The organism is Gulosibacter massiliensis (assembly GCF_900626105.1).
Taxonomy (GTDB): Bacteria; Actinomycetota; Actinomycetes; order Actinomycetales; family Microbacteriaceae; genus Gulosibacter; species Gulosibacter sediminis.
In genome coordinates this window covers 1,676,003-1,701,959 of record NZ_UYZX01000001.1, presented here as the reverse complement: position 1 = coordinate 1,701,959, position 25,957 = coordinate 1,676,003, and the positions used below count along the sequence as shown (strand labels likewise).

At 68.2% G+C, this 25,957-nt stretch carries 19 protein-coding genes and 1 pseudogene; 6 read left to right on the top strand and 14 right to left on the bottom strand.

Annotated elements, in window-relative coordinates:
- Positions 1-9 precede the first annotated feature (9 nt).
- Positions 10-1,176 carry an ADP-forming succinate--CoA ligase subunit beta gene (sucC, locus tag EJL01_RS08125; protein WP_125107057.1) on the bottom strand — a complete coding sequence of 389 codons (1,167 nt, stop codon included), beginning with the start codon at positions 1,174-1,176 and terminating at the stop codon, positions 10-12.
- 282 nt (positions 1,177-1,458) lie between these two features.
- Here sucC and EJL01_RS08120 point away from each other — a divergent pair, with 282 nt between their 5' ends.
- Positions 1,459-2,184, top strand: a complete 726-nt coding sequence (locus EJL01_RS08120) for a hypothetical protein (RefSeq protein ID WP_125107056.1) — start codon at positions 1,459-1,461, stop codon at positions 2,182-2,184.
- Positions 2,185-2,276: 92 nt separating this feature from the next.
- Here EJL01_RS08120 and EJL01_RS08115 read toward each other — a convergent pair whose 3' ends face one another.
- The 6 genes from EJL01_RS08115 to EJL01_RS08090 all read right to left on the bottom strand — a co-directional run bounded on the left by EJL01_RS08115 (position 2,277) and on the right by EJL01_RS08090 (position 10,729).
- On the bottom strand, positions 2,277-2,726 hold the full coding sequence (locus tag EJL01_RS08115) for a DoxX family membrane protein (protein ID WP_125107055.1): 450 nt from the start codon (positions 2,724-2,726) through the stop codon (positions 2,277-2,279).
- A 94-nt stretch (positions 2,727-2,820) separates the two neighbouring features.
- Positions 2,821-5,616: a cation-translocating P-type ATPase gene (locus EJL01_RS08110; protein ID WP_241209144.1), complete on the bottom strand. Its 2,796-nt coding sequence runs from the start codon at positions 5,614-5,616 to the stop codon at positions 2,821-2,823.
- A gap of 91 nt (positions 5,617-5,707) precedes the next feature.
- Positions 5,708-8,104 carry an ATP-dependent helicase gene (locus EJL01_RS08105; protein ID WP_125107054.1) on the bottom strand — a complete coding sequence of 799 codons (2,397 nt, stop codon included), beginning with the start codon at positions 8,102-8,104 and terminating at the stop codon, positions 5,708-5,710.
- A 77-nt stretch (positions 8,105-8,181) separates the two neighbouring features.
- Positions 8,182-9,174: a glycerophosphodiester phosphodiesterase family protein gene (locus EJL01_RS08100; protein ID WP_164509756.1), complete on the bottom strand. Its 993-nt coding sequence runs from the start codon at positions 9,172-9,174 to the stop codon at positions 8,182-8,184.
- A gap of 92 nt (positions 9,175-9,266) precedes the next feature.
- The gene (locus tag EJL01_RS08095; RefSeq protein ID WP_125107052.1) at positions 9,267-10,241 is read right to left on the bottom strand and encodes a Bax inhibitor-1/YccA family protein; all 975 of its coding nucleotides are present in this window, start codon (positions 10,239-10,241) and stop codon (positions 9,267-9,269) included.
- Between the two features lie 83 nt (positions 10,242-10,324).
- The gene (locus tag EJL01_RS08090; RefSeq protein WP_125107051.1) at positions 10,325-10,729 is read right to left on the bottom strand and encodes a DUF3054 domain-containing protein; all 405 of its coding nucleotides are present in this window, start codon (positions 10,727-10,729) and stop codon (positions 10,325-10,327) included.
- A 204-nt stretch (positions 10,730-10,933) separates the two neighbouring features.
- Here EJL01_RS08090 and EJL01_RS13110 point away from each other — a divergent pair, with 204 nt between their 5' ends.
- Positions 10,934-11,278 carry a hypothetical protein gene (locus EJL01_RS13110; protein ID WP_206427692.1) on the top strand — a complete coding sequence of 115 codons (345 nt, stop codon included), beginning with the start codon at positions 10,934-10,936 and terminating at the stop codon, positions 11,276-11,278.
- Positions 11,279-11,317: 39 nt separating this feature from the next.
- Positions 11,318-12,661 (top strand): annotated as a pseudogene (locus EJL01_RS13105) (alkaline phosphatase); the annotation flags it as partial.
- Positions 12,662-12,765: 104 nt separating this feature from the next.
- Here the strand turns inward: EJL01_RS13105 and guaA are convergent.
- The 4 genes from guaA to EJL01_RS08065 all read right to left on the bottom strand — a co-directional run bounded on the left by guaA (position 12,766) and on the right by EJL01_RS08065 (position 16,983).
- Entirely contained in the window at positions 12,766-14,358 is a 1,593-nt protein-coding gene (guaA, locus tag EJL01_RS08080) for a glutamine-hydrolyzing GMP synthase (RefSeq protein ID WP_125107050.1), read from the bottom strand.
- A 9-nt stretch (positions 14,359-14,367) separates the two neighbouring features.
- Positions 14,368-14,901 carry a DUF3817 domain-containing protein gene (locus EJL01_RS08075; RefSeq protein ID WP_241209143.1) on the bottom strand — a complete coding sequence of 178 codons (534 nt, stop codon included), beginning with the start codon at positions 14,899-14,901 and terminating at the stop codon, positions 14,368-14,370.
- Between the two features lie 61 nt (positions 14,902-14,962).
- A complete protein-coding gene (locus EJL01_RS08070; RefSeq protein WP_125107048.1) occupies positions 14,963-15,850 on the bottom strand; it encodes an SURF1 family cytochrome oxidase biogenesis protein in 888 nt (295 codons plus the stop codon).
- 11 nt (positions 15,851-15,861) lie between these two features.
- Entirely contained in the window at positions 15,862-16,983 is a 1,122-nt protein-coding gene (locus EJL01_RS08065; RefSeq protein ID WP_125107047.1) for a GuaB3 family IMP dehydrogenase-related protein, read from the bottom strand.
- 65 nt (positions 16,984-17,048) lie between these two features.
- Between EJL01_RS08065 and glpK the strand changes: the two genes are divergently transcribed.
- Positions 17,049-18,548 (top strand): glycerol kinase GlpK, encoded by a 1,500-nt coding sequence (gene glpK, locus EJL01_RS08060; RefSeq protein ID WP_125107046.1) that lies wholly within the window; start codon positions 17,049-17,051, stop codon positions 18,546-18,548.
- A 55-nt stretch (positions 18,549-18,603) separates the two neighbouring features.
- Here glpK and EJL01_RS08055 read toward each other — a convergent pair whose 3' ends face one another.
- Positions 18,604-19,206 (bottom strand): TetR/AcrR family transcriptional regulator, encoded by a 603-nt coding sequence (locus EJL01_RS08055; protein ID WP_164509755.1) that lies wholly within the window; start codon positions 19,204-19,206, stop codon positions 18,604-18,606.
- A 149-nt stretch (positions 19,207-19,355) separates the two neighbouring features.
- Between EJL01_RS08055 and EJL01_RS08050 the strand changes: the two genes are divergently transcribed.
- Both EJL01_RS08050 and EJL01_RS08045 read left to right on the top strand, forming a co-directional pair.
- Positions 19,356-20,372 carry a zinc-dependent alcohol dehydrogenase gene (locus EJL01_RS08050; protein ID WP_125107044.1) on the top strand — a complete coding sequence of 339 codons (1,017 nt, stop codon included), beginning with the start codon at positions 19,356-19,358 and terminating at the stop codon, positions 20,370-20,372.
- Positions 20,373-20,568: 196 nt separating this feature from the next.
- A complete protein-coding gene (locus EJL01_RS08045) occupies positions 20,569-22,779 on the top strand; it encodes an NADP-dependent isocitrate dehydrogenase (protein WP_125107043.1) in 2,211 nt (736 codons plus the stop codon).
- Between the two features lie 98 nt (positions 22,780-22,877).
- Here the strand turns inward: EJL01_RS08045 and aceB are convergent, their stop codons facing one another.
- Entirely contained in the window at positions 22,878-24,530 is a 1,653-nt protein-coding gene (aceB, locus tag EJL01_RS08040; protein WP_125107042.1) for a malate synthase A, read from the bottom strand.
- A gap of 33 nt (positions 24,531-24,563) precedes the next feature.
- The gene (aceA, locus tag EJL01_RS08035; RefSeq protein WP_125107041.1) at positions 24,564-25,877 is read right to left on the bottom strand and encodes an isocitrate lyase; all 1,314 of its coding nucleotides are present in this window, start codon (positions 25,875-25,877) and stop codon (positions 24,564-24,566) included.
- Positions 25,878-25,957: the final 80 nt, after the last annotated feature.

The following is a 25,957-nucleotide window of genomic DNA, read 5'->3' as shown; positions in this document are numbered from 1 at the left end:
TTCCGAGCCCTAGGCGTTCGCGAGTTCGGCGGCCTTGTCGGCGGCCTCGTCCATGGTCGCCACGACGGTGACAAGCGGGTGGTTGAAGTCAGCGAGGATCGCGCGACCCTCTTCGACGTTGTTGCCGTCGAGGCGCACAACGAGGGGCTTGGTGGCGGCGTCTCCGAGCTGCTGCAGCGCGCCGACGATGCCGTTCGCGACAGCGTCGCACGCGGTGATGCCACCGAAAACGTTGACGAACACGCTTTTGACCTGCTCGTCGCCGAGGATGACGTCAAGGCCGGCAGCCATGACCTCAGCCGAGGCGCCACCACCGATGTCGAGGAAGTTCGCGGGCTTCACGTTGCCGTGCTTCTCGCCGGCGCCGGCGACGACGTCGAGGGTCGACATGACGAGGCCGGCACCGTTACCGATGATGCCCACCTGGCCGTCGAGCTTGACGTAGTTGAGGTCGTGCTCCTTGGCCTTCTCCTCGAGCGGGTCGAGGCCACCGGCCGCGACACGCAGGGCTTCGTGCGCCTCGTGGCGGAACGCAGCGTTGTCGTCGAGCGTGACCTTGCCGTCCAGGGCGATGATGTTGCCCTCGCCGGTGAGCACGAGCGGGTTCACCTCGACGAGCGTGGCATCTTCACCAACGTAGACGTCGTAGAGCTTCTGGAAGACCGGGACGACCTTCTCGACGAGCTCGGCCGAGAAGCCAGCGGCCTCGGCGATCTCGCGTGCCTTGGCCTCGTCGATGCCGACGATCGGGTCGACGGCGACGCGGGCGAGGGCCTCGGGGCGCTCTTCGGCGAGCTGCTCGATCTCCATGCCGCCCTCAACCGAGCACATGGCCAGGTAGTTGCGGTTCGCGCGGTCGAGGAGCACCGAGAAGTAGTACTCCTCCTTGATGTCGGCGCCTTCGGCAACCATCACGCGCTCGACGATGTGGCCCTTGATGTCGAGTCCGAGGATGCTCTTCGCCGCCTCGTACGCGTCGTCAGCGGTCTTCGCGACCTTGACGCCGCCAGCCTTGCCGCGGCCGCCGGTCTTGACCTGCGCCTTGACGACGGTCACGCCGCCGAGCTGCTCCGCAGCAGCCTTCACGTCTTCGGGGGTGTCTGCGACGATGCCCTTCAGCACCGGAACACCGTGTGCCTCGAACAGGTCGCGAGCCTGATACTCGAAAAGATCCACGTTTCTTCCAATCCACGGCGTTGCCGCGTTTGACTTGCTCACACGAGCACGAACTGGGGGCGGAGCGACCGCGCGAAAAGTGTCGAGTGCGTGGCTCGAGAAACGAAGCGCCGCGGCGCACATCCGCTGGCAAGCATAACTGACCTGTCTTCCCGCAATTCACCGGGTTTGCAGGTTGTGAGGGGCGGATGCGGGGCTCGCGCGGGCGGGCATGTCGCTGGCGGGTGCGAGGATCATCCTGCTCGACACCAAAGACGCATCGTCCCATTGAAAGGCCGCATCGTGACCGCACGCCGCGCAGCACCCGCATCCCTCTTCGTGACTTCGGCCATTGCTCTCGTGACGCTGCTCGGATGCGCGGCCCCGGTCGATCCCGCGGCGCTCGCGCCGACCGCATCCGGAACCGCCGAGCCGACCGAAACGGCGGCGGTGCCGGACGGCACCGATGGCGCACCGGAGGAATCAACGCCTACCGAGGCGGAGGCCGAGCCGTTCGCGACGCCCGAGGGTCTCCCGGCCGGCGTCGAGATCGACCAGAATACCGGCACCTGGGTCTACAGCGACCAGGTCGCGTTCCAGGATCTCCCGGTCGACCCCGACAAGTTCCTCTCCGACCCGGTCGAGTCGCTCCCCGAGCTCCCGCCGATCGACTCGCTCGCGGGCCAGGAGCTCGCCGACGACCAGGGCCTCGTCGATGTCTGGAGCCTGCAGCAATACTACATCGCCGCGTGCATGGCCGACGCCGGCTTTGAGTGGCGGTGGGTCTACTACGACCGTCCGTTCGACGGCGCGGTTCAAGACGAGGCCGTGACCCCCGGTGTGCCTTTGTCCGAGGGGTATGTGATCCCCGGCACCTGGGACGACGCGACCCCGGGCTTCCAGGATGCCCTGTGGGGCGAGAACAACACCAACAGCCCCGACTTCGACCCGAACTACGTCTACCACTGGTCGACGGCAGGCTGCGACGGCTACGCCGTCCACGTCACCGGCCAGGACGACGCGCACTAGCGGCTGCTCGGGCCACGCGGGCGCGGTGGCGGCGGCGGTAGATGATCCTCTTGGGTTCTTCGACCCAAGGCAAGGTCGAGCGGCGCACCCGCTCAGTCGTCGCCGTTCTGCGTGCCCGCCGACGCTCGCGTACCAGAGCGACGCGGCGCGAACAGCAGCGGGAGGAGCAGCACGATCATGCCGATCGTGATGAGGCGGTTCGCGAGCAGGTCGTCGGCGACGGTCTCGGCCGGGAAGCCGTAGCCGAGGACGGTGATGAACACGAGGAACGCGATCATGCCGACGATCGCGAGCCGCTCGGTGCGCCGCCAGAGGATCCCGGCGCCGCACGCGAGCTCGAAGACGCCGAGCGCGATCGTGAGCCAGCCGATGTTCGGCATCACCGAGGAGTGCCAGAAGCTCGTCAGCCACGGGAAGAGCGCAGTGTCGGCGAAGGCCGCGTAGCTGTCGGGCTGCGTGCGGCCGAGCACGAAGTGCGCGATGCCGCCGCCGATGAAGATGACGGCGAACAGCACCCGCACGATCCATCGATACCAGCGCATCCGTACCCCTCACGCCGACGCCACACCCTCACCGTATTTCGCGGCCCGCGCGGCGTCGACAAACGGCGGGTGAAGTCTGTGAAACGACGGCGGCTCAGGCAGCCCGGTTACGGCGGCGGAGTCGGTAGAGCATCTTCATGATTTCCTCAGCCAAGAGCACGATCGACCCCATCGCGATCGCGATGAGCCAGTGCTGGAGGTCGAGCGCCGCGGTGCCGAAGGCGACCTGCATGAACGGCGCCTGCACGACCGCGACCTGCAGCACCAGGCCGAGGCCGACGGAGGCCCAGAGCCAGCGGTTCGTGAAGAGGTTGCTGAACGCCGACGCGTGGGCCGACCGCGAGTTGAACACGTTGAACAGCTGCGCGACCACGAGGGTCGTGAAGCCGGCCGTGCGCGCGACCTCGAGCGAGTCGGTGCCCTCGACGAGGCCGCCCGGCAGGAACATGTCGATCGTGAGGAGGGTCACGGCGCCCATGACGAGCCCGATGAAGATGACGCGCTGCCACATCGCGGCGTCGATGACGTGGTCGTCGAGGCTGCGGGGCTTGCGCCGCATGACGTCGCCGTCGGCCGGGTCGAGCCCGAGCGCGAGCGCCGGCGCCGAGTCGGTGACGAGGTTGATCCAGAGCACCTGGGTCGCGAGCAGTGGCAGCACGAGGTCAGAGCTGTTCGGGTCGCTGAGGCCGATGACCCCGGCGAGCACGACGCCGAAGAATACGGTGCAGACCTCACCCATGTTCGAGCTGAGGAGGTAGCGGAGGAACTTCTGGATGTTGTCGAACACGACCCGGCCGCGCTTCACGGCCGACACGATTGTCGCGTAGTTGTCGTCGGCGAGGATCATCCGCGCCGCTTCCTTCGTCACCTCGGTGCCGTTGATGCCCATCGCGACGCCAATGTCGGCCGCCTTGACGGCGGGCGCGTCGTTGACGCCGTCGCCGGTCATCGCGACAATCTGACCGTCGCGCCGCAGTGCATCCACGAGGTGCAGCTTGTCCTCCGGCGCAACGCGTGCGTACACGTCGACCTCGTGCACGACCTTCGCGCGCTCCTCGGGCGACAGCGCATCCACCTCTGCGCCGGTCATGACGCGCTGGTTGTCGGCGACCCCGAGCTGCCCGGCGATGCTCGCGGCCGTGACGGGGTGGTCTCCGGTGATCATGATGGTGCGGATGCCCGCGCCGTGCGCCTCCGCGATGGCCCGCTTCGCCTCCTCGCGGGGCGGGTCGAGGATGCCGACGAAGCCCGCGAAGCAGAGCCCGGCCTCGTCGGCGGCGCTGAGCTCGCACCGCTCCCCCACGTCCTTGAACGCGGTGCCGAGGGTGCGCATCCCCTTCGCCGAGAGCTCGATGATCGCGCGCGCGATCTCCTCGCGGCGAGCGTCGGTGAGGGGCTGCGGCTCCTCGCCGACGAGCTCGTGCGTACACAGCTCGAGGATCACGTCGGGCGCGCCCTTCGTGAACATCCGGCCGTCGACGAGCACCGACATGCGCTTGCGCTCCGAGCTGAACGGCACCTCCGCGGTGCGCTCGCCGGGCAGCTCGCGCGACGACGCGAACTTCGGCCAGGCTACGAGGAACGCCGCCTCGGTCGGGTCGCCGAGGATCTCCCAGCCCGACTCCCCCTCGTCGAGCTGCGAGTTGTTCGCGACGGCGCCGATCAGCACCGCGAGCTCGGCCTCGGCCTGCGCCCGCTCGCTCGTGCGCGCGACGACGGCGCCCGAAGTCGGGTCGTAGCCGATGCCGCCGAGCTCGACGGTGCCGCTCGCGGTGACCACCGTCGTCAGGGTCATCTCGTTGCGGGTCAGCGTGCCGGTCTTGTCGGAACAGATGACGCTCGCGGCGCCGAGCGTCTCGACCGAGTGGAGATCCTTCATCACCGCATTGCGGCGCGCGAGCGCCTGCACCCCGATCGCGAGCACGAGCGAGAGGATCGCAGGCAGGCCCTCGGGCACCGCGGCGACGGCGAGCGAGACGCCGAGCACGAGAATCTCGACGTAGTCGCTCGGGCTCTCGAGGTCGCTGACGAGCAGCAGCACCGCCATCACAACGACCGCGATGCCGACCACCGCAATGCCGAGCCACTTCGAGATTCGCGTGATTTCGCGCTTGAGCGGCGATTCTTCCTGCTCGGTCGCGTCGAGGAGCGTCGCGATCGCGCCCATCTCAGTGCGCATCCCGGTCGCGGTCACAACGGCACGGCCGACGCCCTCGACGACGCCGGTGCCGTTGAACACGCAGTTGTCGCGCTCCGCGAGCGGCGGCTCGCCCGCGAGCGGCAAGGTCTGCTTGTCGACCGCGATCGCCTCGCCGGTGAGCGATGCCTCCTGGATGCGCAGATTCGTCGCCTCGAGCAGGCGGCCGTCGGCACCGACCGCATCCCCCTCCTCGAGCAGCAGGATGTCGCCCGGCACGAGCTCGCTCGACGGGATGCGCGTCTTGTGTCGGTCGCGAACGACCGTCGACATCGCCGCCGACATTTTCGCGAGCGCCGCGACCGCGTCGGCCGCCTTGCTCTCCTGGGCGTAGCCGATCACGGCGTTCGCGATGACGATGATCGCGATGACGATCGCGTCGATCGGGGCGCCGTGCGCGCCCTCGAGGATCCAGGCGAGCGTCGAGATCGCGATGGCGACGAACAGAAGTGACACGAGAGGGTCGCGGAACTGCTTGAGGAACCGCTGCAGGCGCGTCTCCTGCTCCGTGTCCTCGAGCTCGTTCGGGCCAAACTCCGCCCGGCGCGCGGCGACCTCGGCGCTCGAGAGCCCGGCCACCGCATCCGTCTGCAGCCTCGCGGTGAGGTCGTCGCCCGGCACCTGCCAGACGTTGTCGACCGCGCCGATGCCGGCAGTGCTGCTGGTCTTGGTGGGGTCGTTCACTTTGGTCACTTGGGCTCCGCATCCGGCCGTGCTTCGGGCAAATTCCGCTTCGCACCAGCCTATCGACGGTGAGTGACGTCAACCCTCGTGACGCAGCGCCCTAGAGCTTCTCGAGCGGCGCGACCTTGATGAGCAGCTTCTTGCGGCCGACCTCGTCGAAATCGACCTCAGCGACGCGCTTCGACCCCGTGCCGAGCACGGCACGAACGGTGCCGTCGCCGAAGTCGGTGTGCTTGACGCGGTCGCCGTGGGCGAGCTCGAGGTCGGCGTTGTCTTTCACCGCGCCCGTCACGGTGTTGTCGAAGCTGCGCTTGCCGCGCCGCGGGTTGAAGGGCTCCTTGAGCCCCCGCGCACCCTCGAGCACATTGCTCGTGCGCACCTCGCCGAAGCGGCGCTCTCCCCCGCCCCAGCCCGACGAGCCGGTCGGGCGCAGCGTCGGCCGCGACATGACATCCTGCGGCGACTGCCGCCACGCGATGAGCGACGCGGGGATCTCGTCGAGGAACCGGCTCGGCATCGCGGTCGACGCCTCGCCGTACTGCGTGCGCGACACGGCGAGCGAGAGGTGCAGCACCTGGCGCGCTCGGGTGATGCCCACGTAGAACAGGCGCCGCTCTTCGGCGAGCCCGCCGGGCTCATCCGCGCTCATGCGGTGCGGCAGGAGCTCTTCCTCGACGCCGGTAAGGAACACGGCCTCGTACTCGAGCCCCTTCGCGGTGTGCAGCGTCATGAGCGACACGGCGCCCGACTCGTCATCGATGTCGTCGGCGGCCGCGACGAGGGCGACCTCGGTGAGCAGGTCGACGAGGTTGCCGTCGGGGTGCTGCTTGTCGAACTCCTTCGCGACGTTGATGAACTCCTCGACGTTTTCGGCGCGCGCGTCGTCCTGCGGGTTGCCCGTCGCGCGCAGCGCGTCGATGTAGCCGGTCTGTTCGATGATCGTCTCGAGCATCTTCGACACGAGCACGGCGCCGGTCGGCCGCTGCGGGTCGATTGAGGCCTCGGCGTGGTCGAGAATCTGCGCGAGCTCGGCGATCTTGCCGCGCAGCTTTGGCCCAACCCCGAGGTCGTCGGCCCGGCGCAGCGCCTCGCGGAACGTGATGTCGTGCTCGTTCGCGAAGTTCGAAATCGCGGTGACCGTCGCCGGCCCGATGCCGCGCTTCGGCGCGTTGATGATGCGGCGCAGCGAGAGCTCGTCGTTCGGGTTCGCGACGCTGAGGAGGTACGCGAGGATGTCCTTGACCTCGGCGCGTTCGTAGAACTTCGTGCCCCCGATGAGCCGATACGGCACGGCCGAGCGAATCAGGATTTCTTCGAGCGCACGCGTCTGCGCATTGGTGCGGTAGAACACCGCGATGTCGTTGAAGTTCGTGCCCGAGTCGTGCAGCTTATGAATCTCGTCGGCGACGAACTGCGCCTCATCGTGCGCCGAGAAGCCCGCAAAGCCGACGATCTGCTTGCCCGCTCCCTCGGCCGTCCAGAGGCTCTTCTCGCGGCGGTCGAAGTTGTTGCCGATCACCGCGTTCGCGGCGTCGAGGATGTTCTGGGTCGAGCGGTAGTTCTGCTCGAGCAGGATCGTCTCGGCGCCCGGGAAGTCGTGCTCGAACTCGGTGATGTTGCGAATGTCGGCGCCGCGGAACGCGTAGATCGACTGGTCGGAGTCGCCCACGACCGTGAGGGATGCTGGCGGAATCGAGCCGTCGGCGGCGAGCTCGATGCGGGTGTCGGCGGGCACGTGCTGCGCCGGCGTCGCGTGCGTCAGCTCGCGGATGAGCGCGTACTGCGCATGGTTCGTGTCCTGGTACTCGTCGACGAGCACGTGGCGGAAGCGGCGGCGGTAGAGCGCGGCAATGTCGGGGAACGCGCGGAACAGCCAGACCGTCTGGGTAATGAGGTCATCGAAGTCGAACGCGCGGTTGCGTTCGAGCTCGCGCTGGTATTGCCGGTAGATCTCGAGCACGAGCTGGTCGCGCGGGTTCGATGCGTCGACCTTCCGTGCGAAGCCGTCGGGGTCGATGAGCTCGTTCTTCAGCGCCGAGATGCGGTTGAGCGCGTGCGAGGGCGTCACGCCGAGCGACTCTGCCTCGAGCGCCTTGACGATGCGCTTCACCAGCGCCTTCGAGTCGGCCGAGTCGTAGATGGTGAAGCCCTGCGGGTAGCCGAACTTCTCGGCCTCGCGGCGCAGAATGCGCACGCACGCCGAGTGGAACGTCGAGATCCACATGCCCTGCACCGTCTCGCCGAGCAGGTGCCCCACACGCTCGCGCATCTCCGCCGCGGCCTTATTCGTGAAGGTGATCGCGAGAATCTGGCTCGGCCACGCCTCGCGTGTCGCGATGAGCCCGGCGATGCGGTGCGTCAGCACGCGCGTCTTGCCCGACCCCGCACCCGCAATGATGAGCAGCGCGTCGCCGCGATACTCGACGGCAGCGCGCTGCGGCGGGTTCAGGCCGTCCACGAGGTCGGCAGGAATGGGGTCATACGACAGATAGGTCATGGCCAATCCATCCTAGGCGGCGCCCCCGACACCGGCCCCGTTCATCCACAGGCCGACAGGCGCCCCGGCCTCGTGCTTCAGGCGGCCGAAACCTCGCCCGCGACCGGCGCATCCTCGCCGAGCTGCGACTCGCCGCTGAGCGCAGCGCGGCAGGCCCCCGGGTCGTCGGCGAACACGCCGTCGACCCCGGTCGCGGCCAGCGCGCGCCAGTAGTCGAAGGGTCGTCCCGCGAACTCCGGCGGCACGAACGGCGCCTCGGCACGCAGCGTGTAGGTGAATACCTCGAGGCCGCGAGCGTGCGCGCGGTCGACGAGGTCGGTGTCGAGCAGCGTCGTGCGCACCGAGATGCCGTCGTAGCGGTACGCGGCGTCGTCGAGCCCCTCGTCGGTGCATCGCTCGGGCCCCTCCTCGCCCGATCCCGGCCGCAGCCACGGCTCGTCCTCGACGAGCACGACGAGGCGCGCATCGAGCTCGCGCACGAGGGCCGAGCCGCAGAGGCGGTCGAGCGCCGACACCTCGAAGCTCTCGATGCGCGCGCCCTGCAGGCAGCGCGCCGAGCGCACGGGCTCAAGCTCGCGCACGAGCAGCTTCTCGAAGCGGAAGCCGCGCGCGCGCATCCAGGCATCCCACTTCAGCTCGAGCACGAGCGTGCAATCGCGCCCGCGAGCGGTCGCCGCCTCGTCGATGAGCAGCACAAGGTCGCGCAGGCGCAACAGCCCCTGCTCGCCCGAGTGGGCGGCGGATGCGGGGCGCAGCTCGGGCAGGCGCTCGACGGCGCGCAGCGTCTGCAGCTGAGCCCACGTGAAGTCTTCGGCGTACCAGCCGGCCGCCGCGTCGCGCGTCGCCTCGCGCCGCAGCGCGGCGAACTCCGGATGCTCGGCGACGTCGGTCGTGTCGTCGAGCAGCGGCTCGTGGCGCACCACCAGCACGCCGTCGGCCGAGGGCACGAGGTCGGGCTCCACCGCATCGGCACCCTGCGAGATCGCCAGGGCGTAGCTGGCGGCGGTGTGTTCGGGGAGGTATGCGGGAGCCCCGCGGTGGCCGATGAGCCACGGCATGCGCTGTGCCATAGCGACCAGCATGCGCCCCATTGGTGAATTTCCGGAAACACCACGCCCCCGCAGCGCTTGCGCGCGACGGGGGCGTGATGTTTCGAGCGGAACTAGTCGTTGCCGCGGAAGATCGCGATGAGTCGCAGTATCTCGATGTAGATGAACACGACGGTCGAGATGAGCGAGTAGGCGGCGACCCAGCCGTACTTGCGCGGGGCACCCGACTTCACGCCGTTCTGGATGAACTCGAAGTCCATGATCAGCATGTAGGCGCCCATGAGCACCGCGAGAATACCGACGATGACGCCGAGCGGGATGCCGAAGATCTCGACGCTCGTGCGCAGACCCCAGGGGTCGCTGACGACGCCGGTGACCTGCAGGATGAAGTTCACGAGCGAGAACGCCGCGTAGGAGATCATCACGATCATCACGAACTTCGTGAGCTTCGGCGAGGTGCGAACCTTGCCCGAGCTGAACAGGGCGAGGGTCACGCCGATGACGACGAGGGTCGCGAGCGTGGCCTGCAGCACGATGCCCGGGTAGACCTGTTCGAGGATCGACGAGAAGCCACCGACGACGAGGCCTTCGGCGATCGTGAAGATCGTCGTGAGCACGGGCGACGGCTCGCGACGGAAGGTCATCACGAGCGCGAGCACAAACGCGCCGATGCTCCCCGCGACGGTGAGGCCGTAGCCGACGGCCGGTGCGGCGAGCACGGTAAACCAGGTGAGGGCGGCCGCAACGAGCAGCACGCCGAACATGCCAGCGGTCTTCGCGATGGTGTCTTCCATCGTCATGCGGTCGAGCTGGTCGTTCGACGGCGACGGCATGTCGTACTGGCGGTTCAGCTGCTCGGGGCTTGGCGCCGGCTGCTGGTATTGGGGCTGCTGGCCGTACGCCTGCTGCTGCCCATAGGCCTGCTGCTGGCCGTACTGCTGCTGCTGGCCGTACTGCTGACCAGTCTGGGGGTTGCCGTACGCCTGGTTAAACTGCGCCTGTGCATTCTGGGCTACGCCCGAGTGCTGGTTTCGTCGCTGGTATTCGCCATTGAAGTACGGGTTCCGCTGAAGTGCAGAGCTCGACATCAGTTCTCCTCTAAGTAGTGCGCTTCAGGCAAGTCTACGGCCTACTCTCGCCGCGCACCGGGATTTTTCCCCAGACTTTGCCGCTACATCTCAGTGTTCGCTACGGGCGTGCGGTGACGCCGACGGATGAGCTGCCACACAAGCCGGGGCACGAGCAGGAACACCGCGAGGGTAATCGTCGCGACGATGATGAAGGCGGGCGCGGCGGTGTCGCCGAAGAGGATGCGCAGGGCAAGTCCGCTCGACACGGTCACGGCCCAGATGAGCACGCCGGCCGGCCACACCCTCGAGTGGTCGCGGTCGGTCAGCCGAACAATGACCCAGCTCAGCAGCAGCGCCGCGAGGAACGGCCACGCGGTGTCGAGGATGTCGAGTACGCCGAGCGCCTCGCCATGTGACGAGCGACCGATCGCGGCGAAGGCAATCACGAGCACGCCGTCGGTGAGCACGAAGGGATAAATCGATGGGCTAGCGGGGGCGTCGGACATGCCTCCAAGGCTAGCGCGCCGAGCCCGCACGCCGGCTGGCTCGACGCATCCGCGCCCTCACCACGAATGAACTGCACAACACACGTCGATTTCTTGTGCTCGCTACCCGCGCGTTACCGAGAGGGCACGCGATCGCAGTTTGCGACACCCAACTTCTCTTCAGTCAGCTGTTAGGTACACCCTACAAATCGTCGAAAGGACGCCATGAAGACTCGCAACTTCGTGGAGTCGCTCTCGGTCTGCGCCACCGCCGCAGCCGTCGCGCTCGGAAGCTTCGCATTCGCAACGCCCGCATCCGCCGCCACCGCGGCAGATGGCCCGAAGAACGTCATCCTCCTCATCGGTGACGGCATGGGGTACAACCACCTCGACAACATGAACGCCTACGAGAACAACGAGGTCTACTGGCAGGTTGACCGCGGCGGCGACAACAAGGTGCAGCCGTGGGGCGGCAACTCGACCCCGACCGAGGGTTTCCAGTCGTGGGAGCACACCTCGATGGAGACCGCCTGGTACGAGCAGACCCCCTACGACTCGTTCTCCGCCTAGAACGACTTCGAGTCGTCGAAGGAGAACCCGACCGACTCGGCCGCCGCGGGCACCGCGATGGCCACCGGTCACAAGACCTACAACGCCGGCATCGGCGTTGACTACGAGGGCAACGTCGTCGAGAACGTGTCCGAGCGCGCGGACGCGCTCGACAAGTCGGCCGGTGTCGTCAGCTCGGTGCCGTTCTCGCACGCCACCCCGGCGGCGTTCTCGGCGCACAACGCGAACCGCAACGACCACCACGGCATCGCTGCCGACCAGATCTCGAACGGCTACATGGACGTCGTGATGGGTGCCGGCCACCCGTACTACAACGACGACAACGAGCAGCAGGCCACCGGCGACTTCAGCTACATCTCGGAGGAGTCGTACAACCAGCTCGCCGCCGGCGAGACCGACTTCACCTTCGTTGAGGACGACGCTGACTTCGAGGCGCTCACCACCGGTGAGACCCCCGAGACCGTCTTCGGCCTCGCACAGGTCGGCTCGACCCTCCAGCAGGGCCGTAGCGACGAGGCTGCCTACAACGACGTCGTCTCGCTCTCGACGATGACCGAGGGTGCGCTCAACGTGCTCGACAACAACGAAAACGGCTTCTTCCTCATGGTTGAGGGCGGCGCGATCGACTGGGCCGGTCACGCCAACCAGACGCAGCGCGACATCGACGAGACCGTCGACTTCGCGGCCGCCGTTGACTCGGTCGTCAACTGGGTTGAGACCAACTCGAGCTGGGACGACACCCTCGTGATCGTCACCGCCGACCACGAGACCGGCTACCTCTCGGGCGCGGACTACGTGACCGACGAGGACGGCAACCAGATTCCCGTTGAGGGCTCGACCGACTACGTGCTCGGCGACTGGGGCCCCATGGAGCCGAACGGCGTCGGCACCCCGGCCACGCAGGACTGGTTCTCGAACAACCACACCACCATGCTCGTTCCCTACTTTGCGAAGGGCGCGTACTCCGAGGACCTCCTCAGCATGGCCACCGGCCACGACCTCGTGCGCACCGACTACCTCTCGAACGTTGACATGGCCAACTGGCTGCTCGACACCGCATGGGTTGCCTCGGAGGACACCCCGGAGCCGACCCCGACCCCCACGACCGACCCGGAGCCGACTACCGACCCCGAGCCGACCGCCGAGCCGACCGAGACCGCTGAGCCGACCGCGACCGCGACGACCGACCCCACCGCTTCGGCGACGTCGACCGACGCTCCCGCCGCGGGCAACCAGGGCGACTCGACCGACGCTGACGGCGGCTCACTCGCCACGACCGGTGCCGACGCGTTCGGCCCGATCGCGATCGCTGCTGCGGTGCTGCTCGTCGCCGGCGCCGCGTTCATGATCATCCGCCGCCGCGGCCAGGGCGAGGACGGGTAACGCGCCTCCCCCGCGGAAAACGGCCGTGGCCCCGAGCAATCGCTCGGGGCCACGGCCGTTTTCCGTACCGTCGGGCCGAAACCGTCAGGTCAGGATGCGCGGGACTACTCCCACTCGATGGTCCCCGGCGGCTTCGAGGTCACGTCGAGCACGACGCGGTTGACGCCGTCGACCTCGTTCGTGATGCGGTTCGAGATGCGCGCCGTGACGTCGTAGGGCAGGCGAGTCCAGTCGGCCGTCATCGCGTCCTCGCTCGAGACGGGGCGCAGCACGATCGGGTGGCCGTAGGTGCGGCCGTCGCCCTGCACACCCACCGAGCGCACGTCGGCGAGCAGCACTACCGGGCACTGCCAGATCTGCGGGTCGAGGCCGGCTGCCGTGAGTTCCTCGCGCACGATCGCGTCGGCCTCGCGGAGCAGGTCGAGCCGCTCTTGCGTCACCTCGCCGATGATGCGGATGCCGAGGCCGGGGCCCGGGAAGGGCTGGCGGGCGACGATGACCTCGGGCACGCCGAGCTCGCGGCCGATCGCGCGCACCTCGTCCTTGAACAGGGCGCGCAGCGGCTCGACGAGGGCGAAGGTCATGTCTTCGGGCAGGCCACCGACGTTGTGGTGCGACTTGATGTTCGCGGTGCCGGTACCGCCGCCCGATTCGACGACGTCGGGGTAGAGCGTGCCCTGCACGAGGTACTTGATCTCGCCCGAATCGCCGTCGGCACGCGACTCGGCGACGAGGTCGGCCGCGGTCTGCTCGAACACGCGGATGAACTCGCGGCCGATGATCTTGCGCTTCTGTTCCGGGTCGGTCACGCCCGCGAGGTGCCCGAGGAACTGCTCACGCGCATCCACGGTCACGAGGCGCACGCCGGTGGCCGCAACGTAGTCCTGCTCGACCTGCTCGCGCTCGTCCTTGCGCAGCAGGCCGTGGTCGACGAACACGCACGTGAGCTGCTCGCCCACCGCGCGCTGCACGAGCGCCGCGGCCACGGCCGAGTCGACGCCGCCCGAGAGACCGCAAATGACCTGGTCGCTGCCGACCTGCTCGCGGATGCGCGCGACCTGCTCGTCGATGATGGAGGCGCTCGACCAGTCGCCGGGAATCTGCGCGGCGCGGCGCAGGAACGCCTCGAGTTGGGCCTGGCCCTGCTCGGAGTGGAGTACCTCGGGGTGCCACTGCACACCGTAGAGGCCGCGCTCGGGGTTGCCGAACGCCGCGACCGGGGTGGTCTCGGTTGACGCAAGCACCTCGAAGCCCTCCGGCGCCCGCACGACCGAGTCGCCGTGGCTCATCCACACGGTCTGCTGCGCGGGCTGCTCGGCGAAGATGGTCGACTCGGCCGCCGCATCCGCGAGCGTCACGTTCGTCGCGCCGTACTCGCGCCGGCCGGTCTTGGCGACCTCGCCGCCGAGGGCGATCGCCATGGTCTGGAAGCCGTAGCAAATGCCAAACACGGGCACGCCGAGGCCGAACACCTCCGCGTCGAAGCTCGCGGCGTCGTCGGCGTACACGCTGGCGGGACCGCCCGAGAGCACGATGGCGAGCGGCTGTCGCTCGCGCACCTCTGCAGCCGAGATGGTGTGCGGCACAATTTCGGAATAGACGTTCGCCTCGCGCACGCGTCGAGCAATCAGCTGCGCGTATTGCGCACCGAAGTCGACGACCAGTACTGGACGAGCCTGGGTCACGGTTTCAGTCACGCGACCAGTCTAGTTCTCCTGCCGACGCCGCACTTCCTCCGCGACCTTCGCGTCGAGCGCCGCGCGCTCCTCGTCGCTGAGCTCGGCCTCGACTCGGGCCACACGGGCATCCTCGTCGTCGGTTTCGTCCCAGATCTCCTGGTATTCGCCGAGCAGTCGCTTCGTGCGGCGCGTGATGAGTGCCTCGGTGATGAACGAGAGGAACGGTACGACGCCGCCGCCAGCGAGGGCGAGCAGCCAGCCGAGCTCCCACCGCATCTTCTGCCAGAGCAGGTAGCAGCTGATGAGATAGATGACGTAGAACCAGCCGTGCACGATGAGGATCCAACGCGAGAGGTTGATCGCGGTGACCGTGTCCTCCTGCACGAGCGCGAGGAAACCGAAGGGGCCGCCGAGCTCAATCTCAACGTGGCCGATGTACTTCAGCAGCATCTCGAACACGAGCAACAGCAACAGCACGCCCGTGATCACCGAGGTGACCTGATAGAAGCGCAGGCGCTTGCGGATGGTCGGGAACTCGGTCGGGGTAGGGATGCGGGCCACGGGATGCGCTCCAGAAGTGTCGGGGTGGGATGGGCTGAGTGTACGAGGCGGAGCTTGGTTGCTACCGCTGCTCGCGGTTGCGCTCATTCGCGAGTTCGAGCAGGAGTTCGCGGCGCACGCGCTCGGCCACGGCAGCATCGGTGTGCTCGGCCTTCGTGGTGAGGTAGTCGTCGCGCACCATGCGCCACCAGATGTAGATGGCCATGGCGCAGAAGACGAGCCATTCGATCGCGTAGAAGATGTTCAGCAGATCGATCTGCAGCGAGTCGTCGATGGGCACGACATCGATGGCCTCGAGCGGGGCCGGCACCGGCAGGCCGGCGGTCGCGAGCAGCCAGGCCGGGTAGTAGTCGGATGCCTCGGTCGCCCAGGTGTTGATGAGCTGCCCCGGCGACATCGAGAGGATGCGCTGCGGATCACCATCGCGCGCGGGTACCGGGTCTTGCCCGACCTCGAGCTTCGCGAGGACGACCAGTGGCGTCTGCGCGCTGCCGAGGCTGGCCTCGGCTGCGGCGAGTGAGGCGATCGCCTGTACGGCCTGCACCTCGTCGGCGACCCAGCCGAGCGCGACGGGCATGCCCGGCAGCTCGCTCGCGTCGACGCCGCCGAAGCTGGTCGTGCCGTCATCGGTGACCGCAAAATGGCCGACGACCCAGAAGCCGCTCACCCCATCCTGCAGCCGCCCCTCGACCACACCGAAGTCGCCGGGCACGAGGAACCCCTCGACCACAACCGGCCGCGCGGCGGCCTCGTCGGTGACCCAGGTGTCGGGCGCGATGAGCTCGCCGAGCGGCACCGGCTCAACGTAGGCCTCGGCGTCAGCCGCGGTGCCCGCTGATTCGAACGCCGCCGTGAGCTGCCAGCGGCCGAGCAGCAGGAACGCCACGACGACGACGAGCACCAGGGCGAGGAACGCAAGCCACTTGGGCTTGAGCATCGTGCGCAGCATGCGGCTCGTGACTACGAATTGGAGGTGGGGCTCACCACGAGGTCAGCCCGCTGGAACGACTTGAGGTCGGTGTAGCCGGTCGTCGCCATCGCGAAGCGGAGCGCGCCCACGAGGTTCGCGGCGCCTCCGGCGGTCGCCGAGGGGCCGCGCACGATCTCTTCGAGGCTGCCGACCTGGCCGACCTCAACACGGTTACCGCGGGGCAGGCGGGGGTGGCGCGCTTCGGCGCCCCAGTGCCAGCCGCGACCCGGCGCATCCGTCGCCCGGGCGAGCGCCGCGCCGAGCATGACGGCGTCAGCGCCGCACGCGACGGCCTTGACGATGTCGCCCGACGAGCCGAAGCCGCCGTCGGCGATGACGTGCACGTAACGGCCGCCCGACTCATCCATGTAGTCGCGGCGCGCGCTCGCGACGTCGGCGATCGCGGTCGCCATCGGCGCCTGGATGCCGAGCACGCGGCGGGTGGTCGTGGCCGCGCCGCCGCCGAAGCCGACGAGTACGCCGGCCGCGCCGGTGCGCATGAGGTGCAGCGCCGACGAGTACGAGGCCGCGCCGCCGACGATGACGGGGGTGTCGAGCTCGTAAATGAACTTCTTGAGGTTGAGGGGCTCGCGGTTCTGCGAGACATGCTCGGCCGAGACCGTCGCGCCGCGGATCACGAATACGTCGGCGCCGGCCGCGAGCACGTCGGAGTAGAACTCCTGCGTGCGCTGCGGCGAAAGCGCACCGGCAACGACGACGCCGGCATCGCGGATCTCTTGCAGGCGCGCCTTGATGAGCTCGCCCTTGATCGGCTCCTGGTAGATCTGCTGAAGGCGGGCGGTCGCCTGCTTCTGCGGCAGGTCGGCGATCTCGGCGAGCAGCGTCGTCGGGTCGTCGTAGCGGGTCCACAGGCCCTCGAGGTCGAGCACACCGAGGCCGCCGAGCTGGCCGAAGGCGATCGCCGTGGCCGGGCTCATCACCGAGTCCATGGGGGCAGCGAGGAAGGGGACGTCGAAGGTGAACGCGTCGATCTTCCACGTCGTCGAGACGTCTTCGGGGTCGCGGGTGCGCCGCGAAGGAATGATTGCCACGTCGTCGAGGCCAAACACAGGGCGCGCGCGCTTCGTGCCGCCAATCTCAATCTCAGTCACCCCCACAGCCTACCGGGGCTCGCCGATGAACGCGTCAGAATAGACGCACGACGACAGGAGGCAGCGTGGCCGATTACATCCTCGCGCTCGACCAGGGCACCACATCGACTCGCGCGATCATCTTTGATCACGACGGGCAGATCGTTGCGAGCGCGCAGCGTGAACACGAGCAACACTTCCCCCAGCCCGGCTGGGTCGAACACGACGCGCTTGAGATCTGGCGCAACGCCCGCGCCTGCATGGGCACGGCGCTCGCCGAGGCGCAGCTCGCCCCGAGCGACATCGCCGCGGTTGGCATCACGAATCAGCGCGAGACCACGGTGCTGTGGGATCGCGCGACCGGCCGCCCCGTGCATCCCGCGCTCGTATGGCAGGACACGCGCACGCAGGGCATCGTCAACCGGCTCGCGGCCGACGGCGGCGTCGACCGCTTCCGCGAGCGCACCGGCCTGCCACTCAACACCTATTTCTCGGCGACCAAGCTCGCGTGGCTGTTCGACGAGCATCCCGGCACGCGCGAGCGGGCCGCGCGGGGCGAGCTCTGCGCCGGCACCATCGACACCTGGCTCACCTGGTGGCTCACCGGCGGGCCTCGCTCGGGCGTGCACGTCACCGATGTGACGAACGCGTCGCGCTCGCTGCTGCTCGACCTCGGCAGCTGCGACTGGAGCGACGAGCTGCTCGAGGCATTCGACATTCCCCGCGCGTGCCTGCCCGAGGTGCGCTCGTCGAGCGAGGTGTACGGGCACTGCGCCGAGCGCACTCCCCTGCCCGGCGTGCCGGTCGCGGGCATCCTCGGCGATCAGCAGGCGGCGACGTTCGGCCAGGCCGCGTTCAGCGAGGGGCAGGCGAAGAACACCTACGGCACCGGCTCGTTCTTGATTTACGGCACCGGTGAGCAGATCGTGCACAGCGAGCACGGGCTGCTCACGACCGTCGCGTATCAGCTCGGCGACGAGGCGCCGCGGTATGCGCTCGAGGGGTCGATCGCGGTGACCGGCTCGCTCGTGCAGTGGCTGCGCGACAACCTCGGGCTGATTCGCACGTCGGAGGAGGTCGAGTCGCTCGCGGCGACGGTCGACGACAACGGCGGCTGCTACATCGTGCCGGCGTTCTCGGGGCTGTACGCGCCGTGGTGGCGGCCGGACGCGCGGGGCGTGATTGTCGGGTTGACCGGGTACGTGCGCGCGGGGCACATCGCGCGGGCGGCGCTTGAGGCAACGGCGTACCAGAGCTGTGACGTGCTCGACGCCTGCAATTCGGATGCCGGCGAGCCGCTGCAGGAGCTGCGGGTCGACGGCGGGATGGTCGTGAACGACGCGCTGATGCAGTTTCAGGCCGACCTGCTCGGGACGGCGGTCGTGCGGCCGAAGATCGTCGAGACGACGGCGCTCGGGGCCGCGTTCGCGGCGGGGCTCGCGGTCGGTTTCTGGCGCGACCGCGACGAACTCGCCGCCCTCTGGCGCGAGGACCGCCGCTTCGAGCCGACGATGTCGGCGGATGCGGTGGCCGAGCTCCGCGCTGGCTGGCGCCGCGCCGTCGACCGCAGCTTCAACCTTGCCTAGGCCTTCAGCGAGTAGAGGCTGCGAATGAGTGGGCCCAGAACCGTTGAGTGGTCAGTCAAGGGGTGGGGCCTTCACTGAGGAGGTGGCGGCAGGCCTCGAGGAGCGGGCGCAGCCGGGCGCTGACGTAGTCGTCGAGCGGCTGTTCTGGCGGTTGCTGCGACCAGTCGTCGATCGCCTGCGACGACACCGCCGTGAGGGCATGCGTGAGGTCGCGCGCGAGCGTCCGCTCCTCCGGCGCGACGCGCTCGCTCGCAAATTCGGCGAGGGATGCGGTGAGCTGCGCCACGTGCCGGGTCACGTGCGCCGTGAGCTCGGCCGACGCGCGGCAGATCGAGCGGCGCTGGGCAAAATCGACGTGGTCGGCGATCGGATACCTGGCGGCAACGAGGATCGCCTCGGCGACGACGTCGAGGACCGTCCCGGCGGGCTCCCCCGCCAGATACGCGAGCGCGGCGGCCGAGTGCGCCTCCATCTCCTCGGCCATGAGGTCGGCCTTTGCCTGGTAGTAGGAGAACAGGGTCGTGCGGCTGATGCCGGCCGCCGAAGCGATGCGCGCGAGGGAGACGCGGTCGTAGCCTGCCTCTGCGAACAGCCGACGCGCGACGTCGCGAATCTCGGCGTGCGTCGTCTGGCGAGGGCGCCCGGGAGTTCGTGTCACGTCCACATCCCCCCCCCCGCTCCCAGCGCTGACTGCACCGGGTTGCCTGCAAGTATGCCGCATTCGCGGTAATTCCGAACCCTGTTCTGATATTCTCCGGGCACGCGCGCGAACCCCGCCCCGCGCATCCTGTTCGAAAGGAAATCGCCATGAAGTCCGTCTACGTGACCGGTCAGAACGAGAACAGCTGGGTCGACGTGCCCGAGCCCGAAATCGGCCCCGGTGACGTGCTTCTCCGCATCCGCGCCTGCGGCATCTGCGGCTCCGACGCGATGTACTCGATGGTCGGAGGCATCCCGCCGCGCCAGGGCGCGACCCCGCTCGGCCACGAGCCGGCCGCCGAAGTGGTTGAGATCGGCGCCGACGTCGACGGCGTCGCGGTCGGCGACCACGTCGTCATCGACACGATGGCATTCACCGATGGGCTGCTCGGCTCGGGCGGCGCCCAGGGCGCGCTCACGCCTTACGTCGTGGTAAAGGATTTCGCGCCGAACACGCAGCTGCGCGTGATCCCGAACGAGATCCCGTGGCAGGTCGCGGCACTGAACGAGCCGATGGCGGTCGCGCACCATGCGGTAAATCGCTCTGGCGCGGGCGAGGGCGACACGACGGTCGTCTTCGGCGCCGGGCCGATCGGGCTCGGCGCGACCATCAGCCTGAAGTCGAAGGGCGTGGGCCACGTGGTCGTCGTCGACATCCAGCCGTCGCGCCTCGAGGTGGCGCTCCAGGTCGGAGCCGACGCCGTCGTGAACTCGGCGGAGGAGGATGTGCGCGAGGCGCTCATCCGGCTGCACGGCGAGGGGCACAGCGGACTCGGCCGCGGCAGCTATGCCGGCACCGACGTCTTCATCGACGCCGCGGGCGCTGCGCCGGTCATCACCACGATTCTCGAGGTCGCGAAGCACCGCGCCGTCGTCACGATTCCAGCCGTGCACAAGCAGCCGGTCGAGGTGAACTTCGGCGAGATCCTGCAGCAGGAGCTCGATATCCGCCTCTCGATGGGCTACCCGACGGAGATTTTCGAGGTGACCGACGCGATCATCGCGAACGCCGACAAGTACGCGAAGATCATCAGCCACACCTTCCCGTTCGACGAGGCCCTCGAGGCGCTCGAGCTCGCGAAGACGCCGGGCGCCGCCGACAAGGTCGTCGTGCTCTTCGACTAACCCCGCACCAGCCAGATCGAACCGTTGAGTGGTCAGTTTTTGTAGTTCTGACGCGGTCAGAACTACAAAAACTGACCACTCAATGGTTCTTGGCATCCAGGCGGCGGCCAGGGGCGCTGGAGCCTGCCGTCACGCGCGCCCAGTAGACTGAGCGAGAAATCTTGAAGTCAAGATACTTGTAAGGGAGTGTCCGCGCATGGCGAAGATCATCTATACGCACACCGACGAGGCCCCGCTCCTCGCCACCTACTCGTTCCTGCCCATCGTCCAGGCGTACGCGAAGACCGCTGGCGTCGAGGTCGAGACCCGCGACATCTCGCTCGCCGGCCGCATCCTCGCCACGTTCCCCGAGAACCTCACCGAGGAGCAGCGCGTCGGCGACGCCCTCGCCGAGCTCGGCGAGCTCGCGAAGAGCCCCGAGGCGAACATCATCAAGCTGCCGAACATCTCGGCCTCGGTGCCACAGCTGAAGGCCGCGATCGCCGAGCTGCAGGCGCAGGGTTTCGACATCCCCGACTACCCCGAGGAGTCGGAGGACGCGGATGACGTCGAGGTGCGTGCCCGCTACGACAAGATCAAGGGCTCGGCCGTGAACCCGGTGCTGCGCGAGGGCAACTCGGACCGCCGCGCACCGGCCGCGGTGAAGAACTTCGCCCGCAAGCACCCGCACTCGATGGGCGCTTGGTCGGCCGATAGCAAGACCTCAGTCGCCACGATGACCGACGGTGACTTCCGCCACAACGAGAAGTCGGTCGTGCTGCCTGCCGCCGACAACCTCGAGATCCGCTTCGTCGGCGACAACGGCACCTCGCGCGTGCTCAAGGACAACCTCGCCGTGCTCGAGGGTGAGATCGTCGACGCGACGGTCATGCACCTCGCCGACCTCGACGCGTTCCTGCGCGAGCAGGTGCAGGCGGCGAAGGATGCGGGCGTGCTGTTCTCGACGCACCTCAAGGCCACCATGATGAAGGTCTCCGACCCGATCATCTTCGGCCGCGTCGTGCGCGCGTTCTTCCCCGACCTCTTCGACACCTACGGCGACGTACTCGCCCAGGCCGGCCTCTCGCCGAACGACGGCCTCGCCGCGATCATCAAGGGAGCCGAGAACCTGCCGCAGCGCGACGGCATCCTCGAGGCCATCAACAAGGCCTACGAGACCGGCCCGAAGCTCGCGATGGTGAACTCCGACAAGGGCATCACCAACCTGCACGTGCCGAGCGACGTCATCGTCGACGCGTCGATGCCCGCCATGATCCGCATCGGCGGCAAGATGTGGGGCCCCGACGGCAACGAGGCAGACACGCTCGCCGTTCTGCCCGACTCGTCGTACGCCGGCATCTACCAGGTGACGATCGACGACTGCAAAGCGAACGGCGCCTTCGACCCGGCCACGATGGGATCGGTGTCGAACGTCGGTCTCATGGCGCAGAAGGCCGAGGAGTACGGCTCGCACGACAAGACCTTCGAGGCGCCGGGCGACGGCCGTATCGAGATCGTCAACTCGTCCGGCGAGGTGCTCACCTCGCACCAGGTGGCGACGGGCGACATCTGGCGCGCTTGCCAGACCAAGGATGCGCCCATCCGCGACTGGGTGAAGCTTGCCGTCACGCGTGCTCGCGCCTCGGACACCCCGGCCGTGTTCTGGCTCGATGACACCCGAGCGCACGACCGCAACCTCATCGACAAGGTGAACACGTACCTCGGCGAGCACGACACCGACGGGCTCGACATTCGCATCCTCTCCCCCGAGGCCGCGACCGAACTTTCGGTGCAGCGCATCCGCGACGGCCTCGACACCATCTCGGTGACCGGCAACGTACTGCGCGACTACCTCACCGACCTGTTCCCGATCCTCGAGGTCGGTACATCGGCGAAGATGCTCTCGGTCGTGCCGCTCATGAACGGCGGCGGCCTGTTCGAGACCGGTGCCGGCGGGTCCGCGCCGAAGCACGTCGACCAGCTCGTGCACGAGAACCACCTGCGCTGGGACTCGCTCGGCGAGTTCCTCGCCCTCGCCGAGTCGCTGCGGCACGAGGCCGCGGCTGGAAACAAGCGCGCCTCGGTGCTCGGTGACGCCCTCGACGCCGCGACCGAGCGTCTGCTCGACGAGAACCTCTCGCCGAGCCGCAAGACGGGCGAGCACGACAACCGCGGTTCGCACCTCTACATCGCGAAGTTCTGGGCTGAGGAACTCGCGAAGCAGACGGCCGACGCCGAGCTCGCCGCGGCCTTCGCCCCGGTCGCCGAGGCGTTCGCCGAGCAGGTCGAAGAGATCGCCGCGGCGCTCATCGCCGAGCAGGGCAAGCCAGTCGACATCGGCGGTTACTACCGCCCGGTTGACGCGAAGGCGTCGCGGGTGATGCGCCCGATAGAGACGTACAACAACATCCTCACCCTTCTCGCCTAAGCGCCCTCCGCGCACCACCCACAACGGTTGAGTGGTCGGTTGTTGTAGTTCTGGCGGTGCCAGAACTACAACAACCGACCACTCAACCCTTGTTTGAGCTAGAGGACCGTGTCCTTGGTGAGGTGCTTGTAGGCCGGGATGGTCAGGAACGCCGGGTAGTCGTCGCTGAGCACGATCTCGGCGAGCAGTCCGGCCGCCTCGTCGAGACGGTCGCCCTCGAAGCGGTCGAGGTCCTCGCGCAGCACACGCTCGATGCAGCCCTCGATGCGAGTGCGCACCACGGGAATCCCGTCATCCTGCGTCACGACGCCCTGGTGAATCCACTGCCAGAGCTGCGAGCGCGAGATCTCTGCCGTCGCCGCATCCTCCATCAGTCCGTAGATCGCGGCGGCACCGGTGCCCCGCAGCCAGCTCGCGATGTAGAGCATGGCCACGCGGATGTTCACCTTGAGGCCCTCCTCAACGGTGATCTCGCCGCCCTCGATGCGCAGGTCGAGCAGCTCTGCCGCCGTCACATGCACGTCCGGGCGCTGGCGCGAAATCTGGTTCGGCGCATCCCCGAGCACCTCGTCGAACTCCGCCCGCGCGGTCGCGACGAGCCCCGGATGCGCGACCCACGAGCCGTCGAAGCCGGCGGCCGCCTCGCGGCGCTTGTCGGCCGACACCTTCTCGAGCGCACGCGCGGTCGCTTCGGGGTCGGAGCGGTTCGGGATGAACGCGGCCATGCCGCCGATCGCGAAGGCCCCACGACGGTGACACGTCGCCACGAGCAGCTCGGTGTACGCGGTCATGAACGGCTGCGTCATCGTGAGCTGACCACGGTTCGGTAGCACCCAGCGCTTCGAGCGGTCGCGGAACGTCTTGATGATGCTGAAGAGGTAGTCCCAGCGGCCTGCGTTGAGGCCGGCGCAGTGGTCGCGCAGCTCGTAGAGGATCTCCTCCATCTCGAAGGCCGCGGTGATCGTCTCGATGAGCACCGTGGCACGCACCGAACCGTACGGCACGCCCACGTGGCGCTCGGCGAAGGTGAACACGTCGTTCCAGAGGCGCGCCTCGCGGTGATTCTCGAGCTTCGGCAGGTAGAAGTACGGCCCGGTGCCGGTCGCGAGCAGCTCCTTCGCGTTGTGGAAGAAGTAGAGGCCGAAGTCGACGAGTGACGCCGACACGACGCCCGACTGGCCCCGCTCATCCACGTAGCGAAGGTGGTTCTCGGGCAGGTGCCACCCGCGCGGGCGGAACACGATCGTCGGCGTTGCTTCGCCGAGGCGGTACTCCTTGCCGTTGTCGGCCGTGAAGTCGATGCGGCGGCGAATCGCGTCGGCGAGGTTGAGCTGGCCATCGATGACGTTGAACCACGTCGGGCTCGTCGCATCCTCGTGGTCGGCGAGCCAGACCTTGGCACCCGAGTTCATCGCGTTGATCGTCATCTTGCGGTCGGTCGGACCAGTGATTTCGACGCGACGGTCTTCGAGCCCCGGGCCCGTGCCGGCGACCTGCCAGTTCGCATCCTCGCGGATGTGTCGGGTCTCGGCGAGGAAGTCGAGGTTCGCCCCCTGCGAGATCTCGCGGCGGCGGTCATCGCGAGCCGCGAGCAGGTTGCAGCGGCGCTGACCGAAGCGGTCGTGCAGCTGGGCGAGGAATTCGAGTGCCTCGGGCGTCAGCACCTCGTCGAAGCGAGGATGCATGGTGCCGCGGATTTCGATGTGGCCGCCGGTACGGGTGGTGGTCTGTTCGGTCGTGAGAATGGTCATGATGCGCTCCTTCGCGCGAGTGGCCCTGGCGGCCTAGTGAAACTGTTCGGATTCGGTCGAGCCCACGAGAGCGAGGGTCTTCGAGTCGGGGTTGAGCGCCGTCGAGATCAGGTCGAAGTAGCCGGTGCCGACCTCGCGCTGGTGCTTGGTGGCGGTGTAGCCGTTGGCCTCAGAGGCGAACTCGGCCTCCTGCAGCTCGACATACGCCTCCATCTGGCGCTCTTCGTAGCCGCGGGCGAGCTCGAACATCGAGTGGTTGAGCGCGTGGAAGCCGGCGAGGGTGATGAACTGGAACGCGTAGCCCATCGCCGAGAGCTCACGCTGGAAGCGCGAGATCTGGTCGTCGTCGAGGTGGCGGCGCCAGTTGAAGCTCGGCGAGCAGTTGTAGGCAAGCAGCTGGCCGGGGTGCTCGGCGCGGACGCGCTCGGCGACGACGCGGGCGTGCTCGAGGTCGGGCACGGCGGTCTCAACCCAGAGCATGTCGGCGTACTTCGCGTACTCGAGGCAGCGGGCGATGACTGGCTCGATGCCGTTCTGCACCTCGTAGAAGCCCTCGGCGGTGCGCTCGCCGGTGACGAACGGACGGTCGCGCTCGTCGACGTCGCTCGTGATGAGGGTGGCCGCAAGCGAGTCGGTGCGGGCGATGACGATGCTCGGCACGTCGGCGACGTCGGCCGCGAGGCGGGCGGCGTTGAGGGTGCGGATGTGCTGGCTGGTGGGCACGAGCACCTTGCCGCCCATGTGACCGCACTTCTTCTCGCTCGCGAGCTGGTCTTCCCAGTGCACGCCAGCCGCACCGGCCGAGATCATCTGGTGCATGAGCTCGTAGGCGTTGAGCGGGCCGCCGAAGCCCGCCTCGGCGTCGGCGACGACCGGGGCCATCCAGTCGCGCTCGGTCGTGCCGGTCTCGGCGAACTCGATCTGGCCTGCGCGCTGGAGGGCGCTGTTGATGCGGCTGACGACAGCAGGCACCGAGTTGGCCGGGTAGAGCGACTGGTCGGGGTAGGTCTGGCCCGAGAGGTTCGCGTCGGCGGCGACCTGCCAGCCCGAGAGGTAGACGGCCTGGAGACCGGCGCGCACCTGCTGCACGGCCTGGTTACCGGTGAGGGCACCGAGGGCATAGGTCCACTCGTTCGGGTCCTCGTGGTTGCGCTGAATCTGCGACCAGAGGCGCTCGGCACCGCGGCGAGCCGTGGTGTGTTCCTCGCGGAAGGGGCCACGCAGCTTGATGACGTCTTCGGCGCTGTAGTTACGCTCGACTCCGTCCCAGCGGGAGTTGCTCTCCCACTCAGCCTGCAGCTCTTCGGCGGTCTGGGTCTGGTCTCCTGGCAGCTGGTTGTTCGACATCGCGGACTTCCTTGTCTTCTCGGTGGCCGAGCCTGCGCTCGTTGCCTGGTGTGCATCCAGCTTGCGGCCGCCGGCACGCC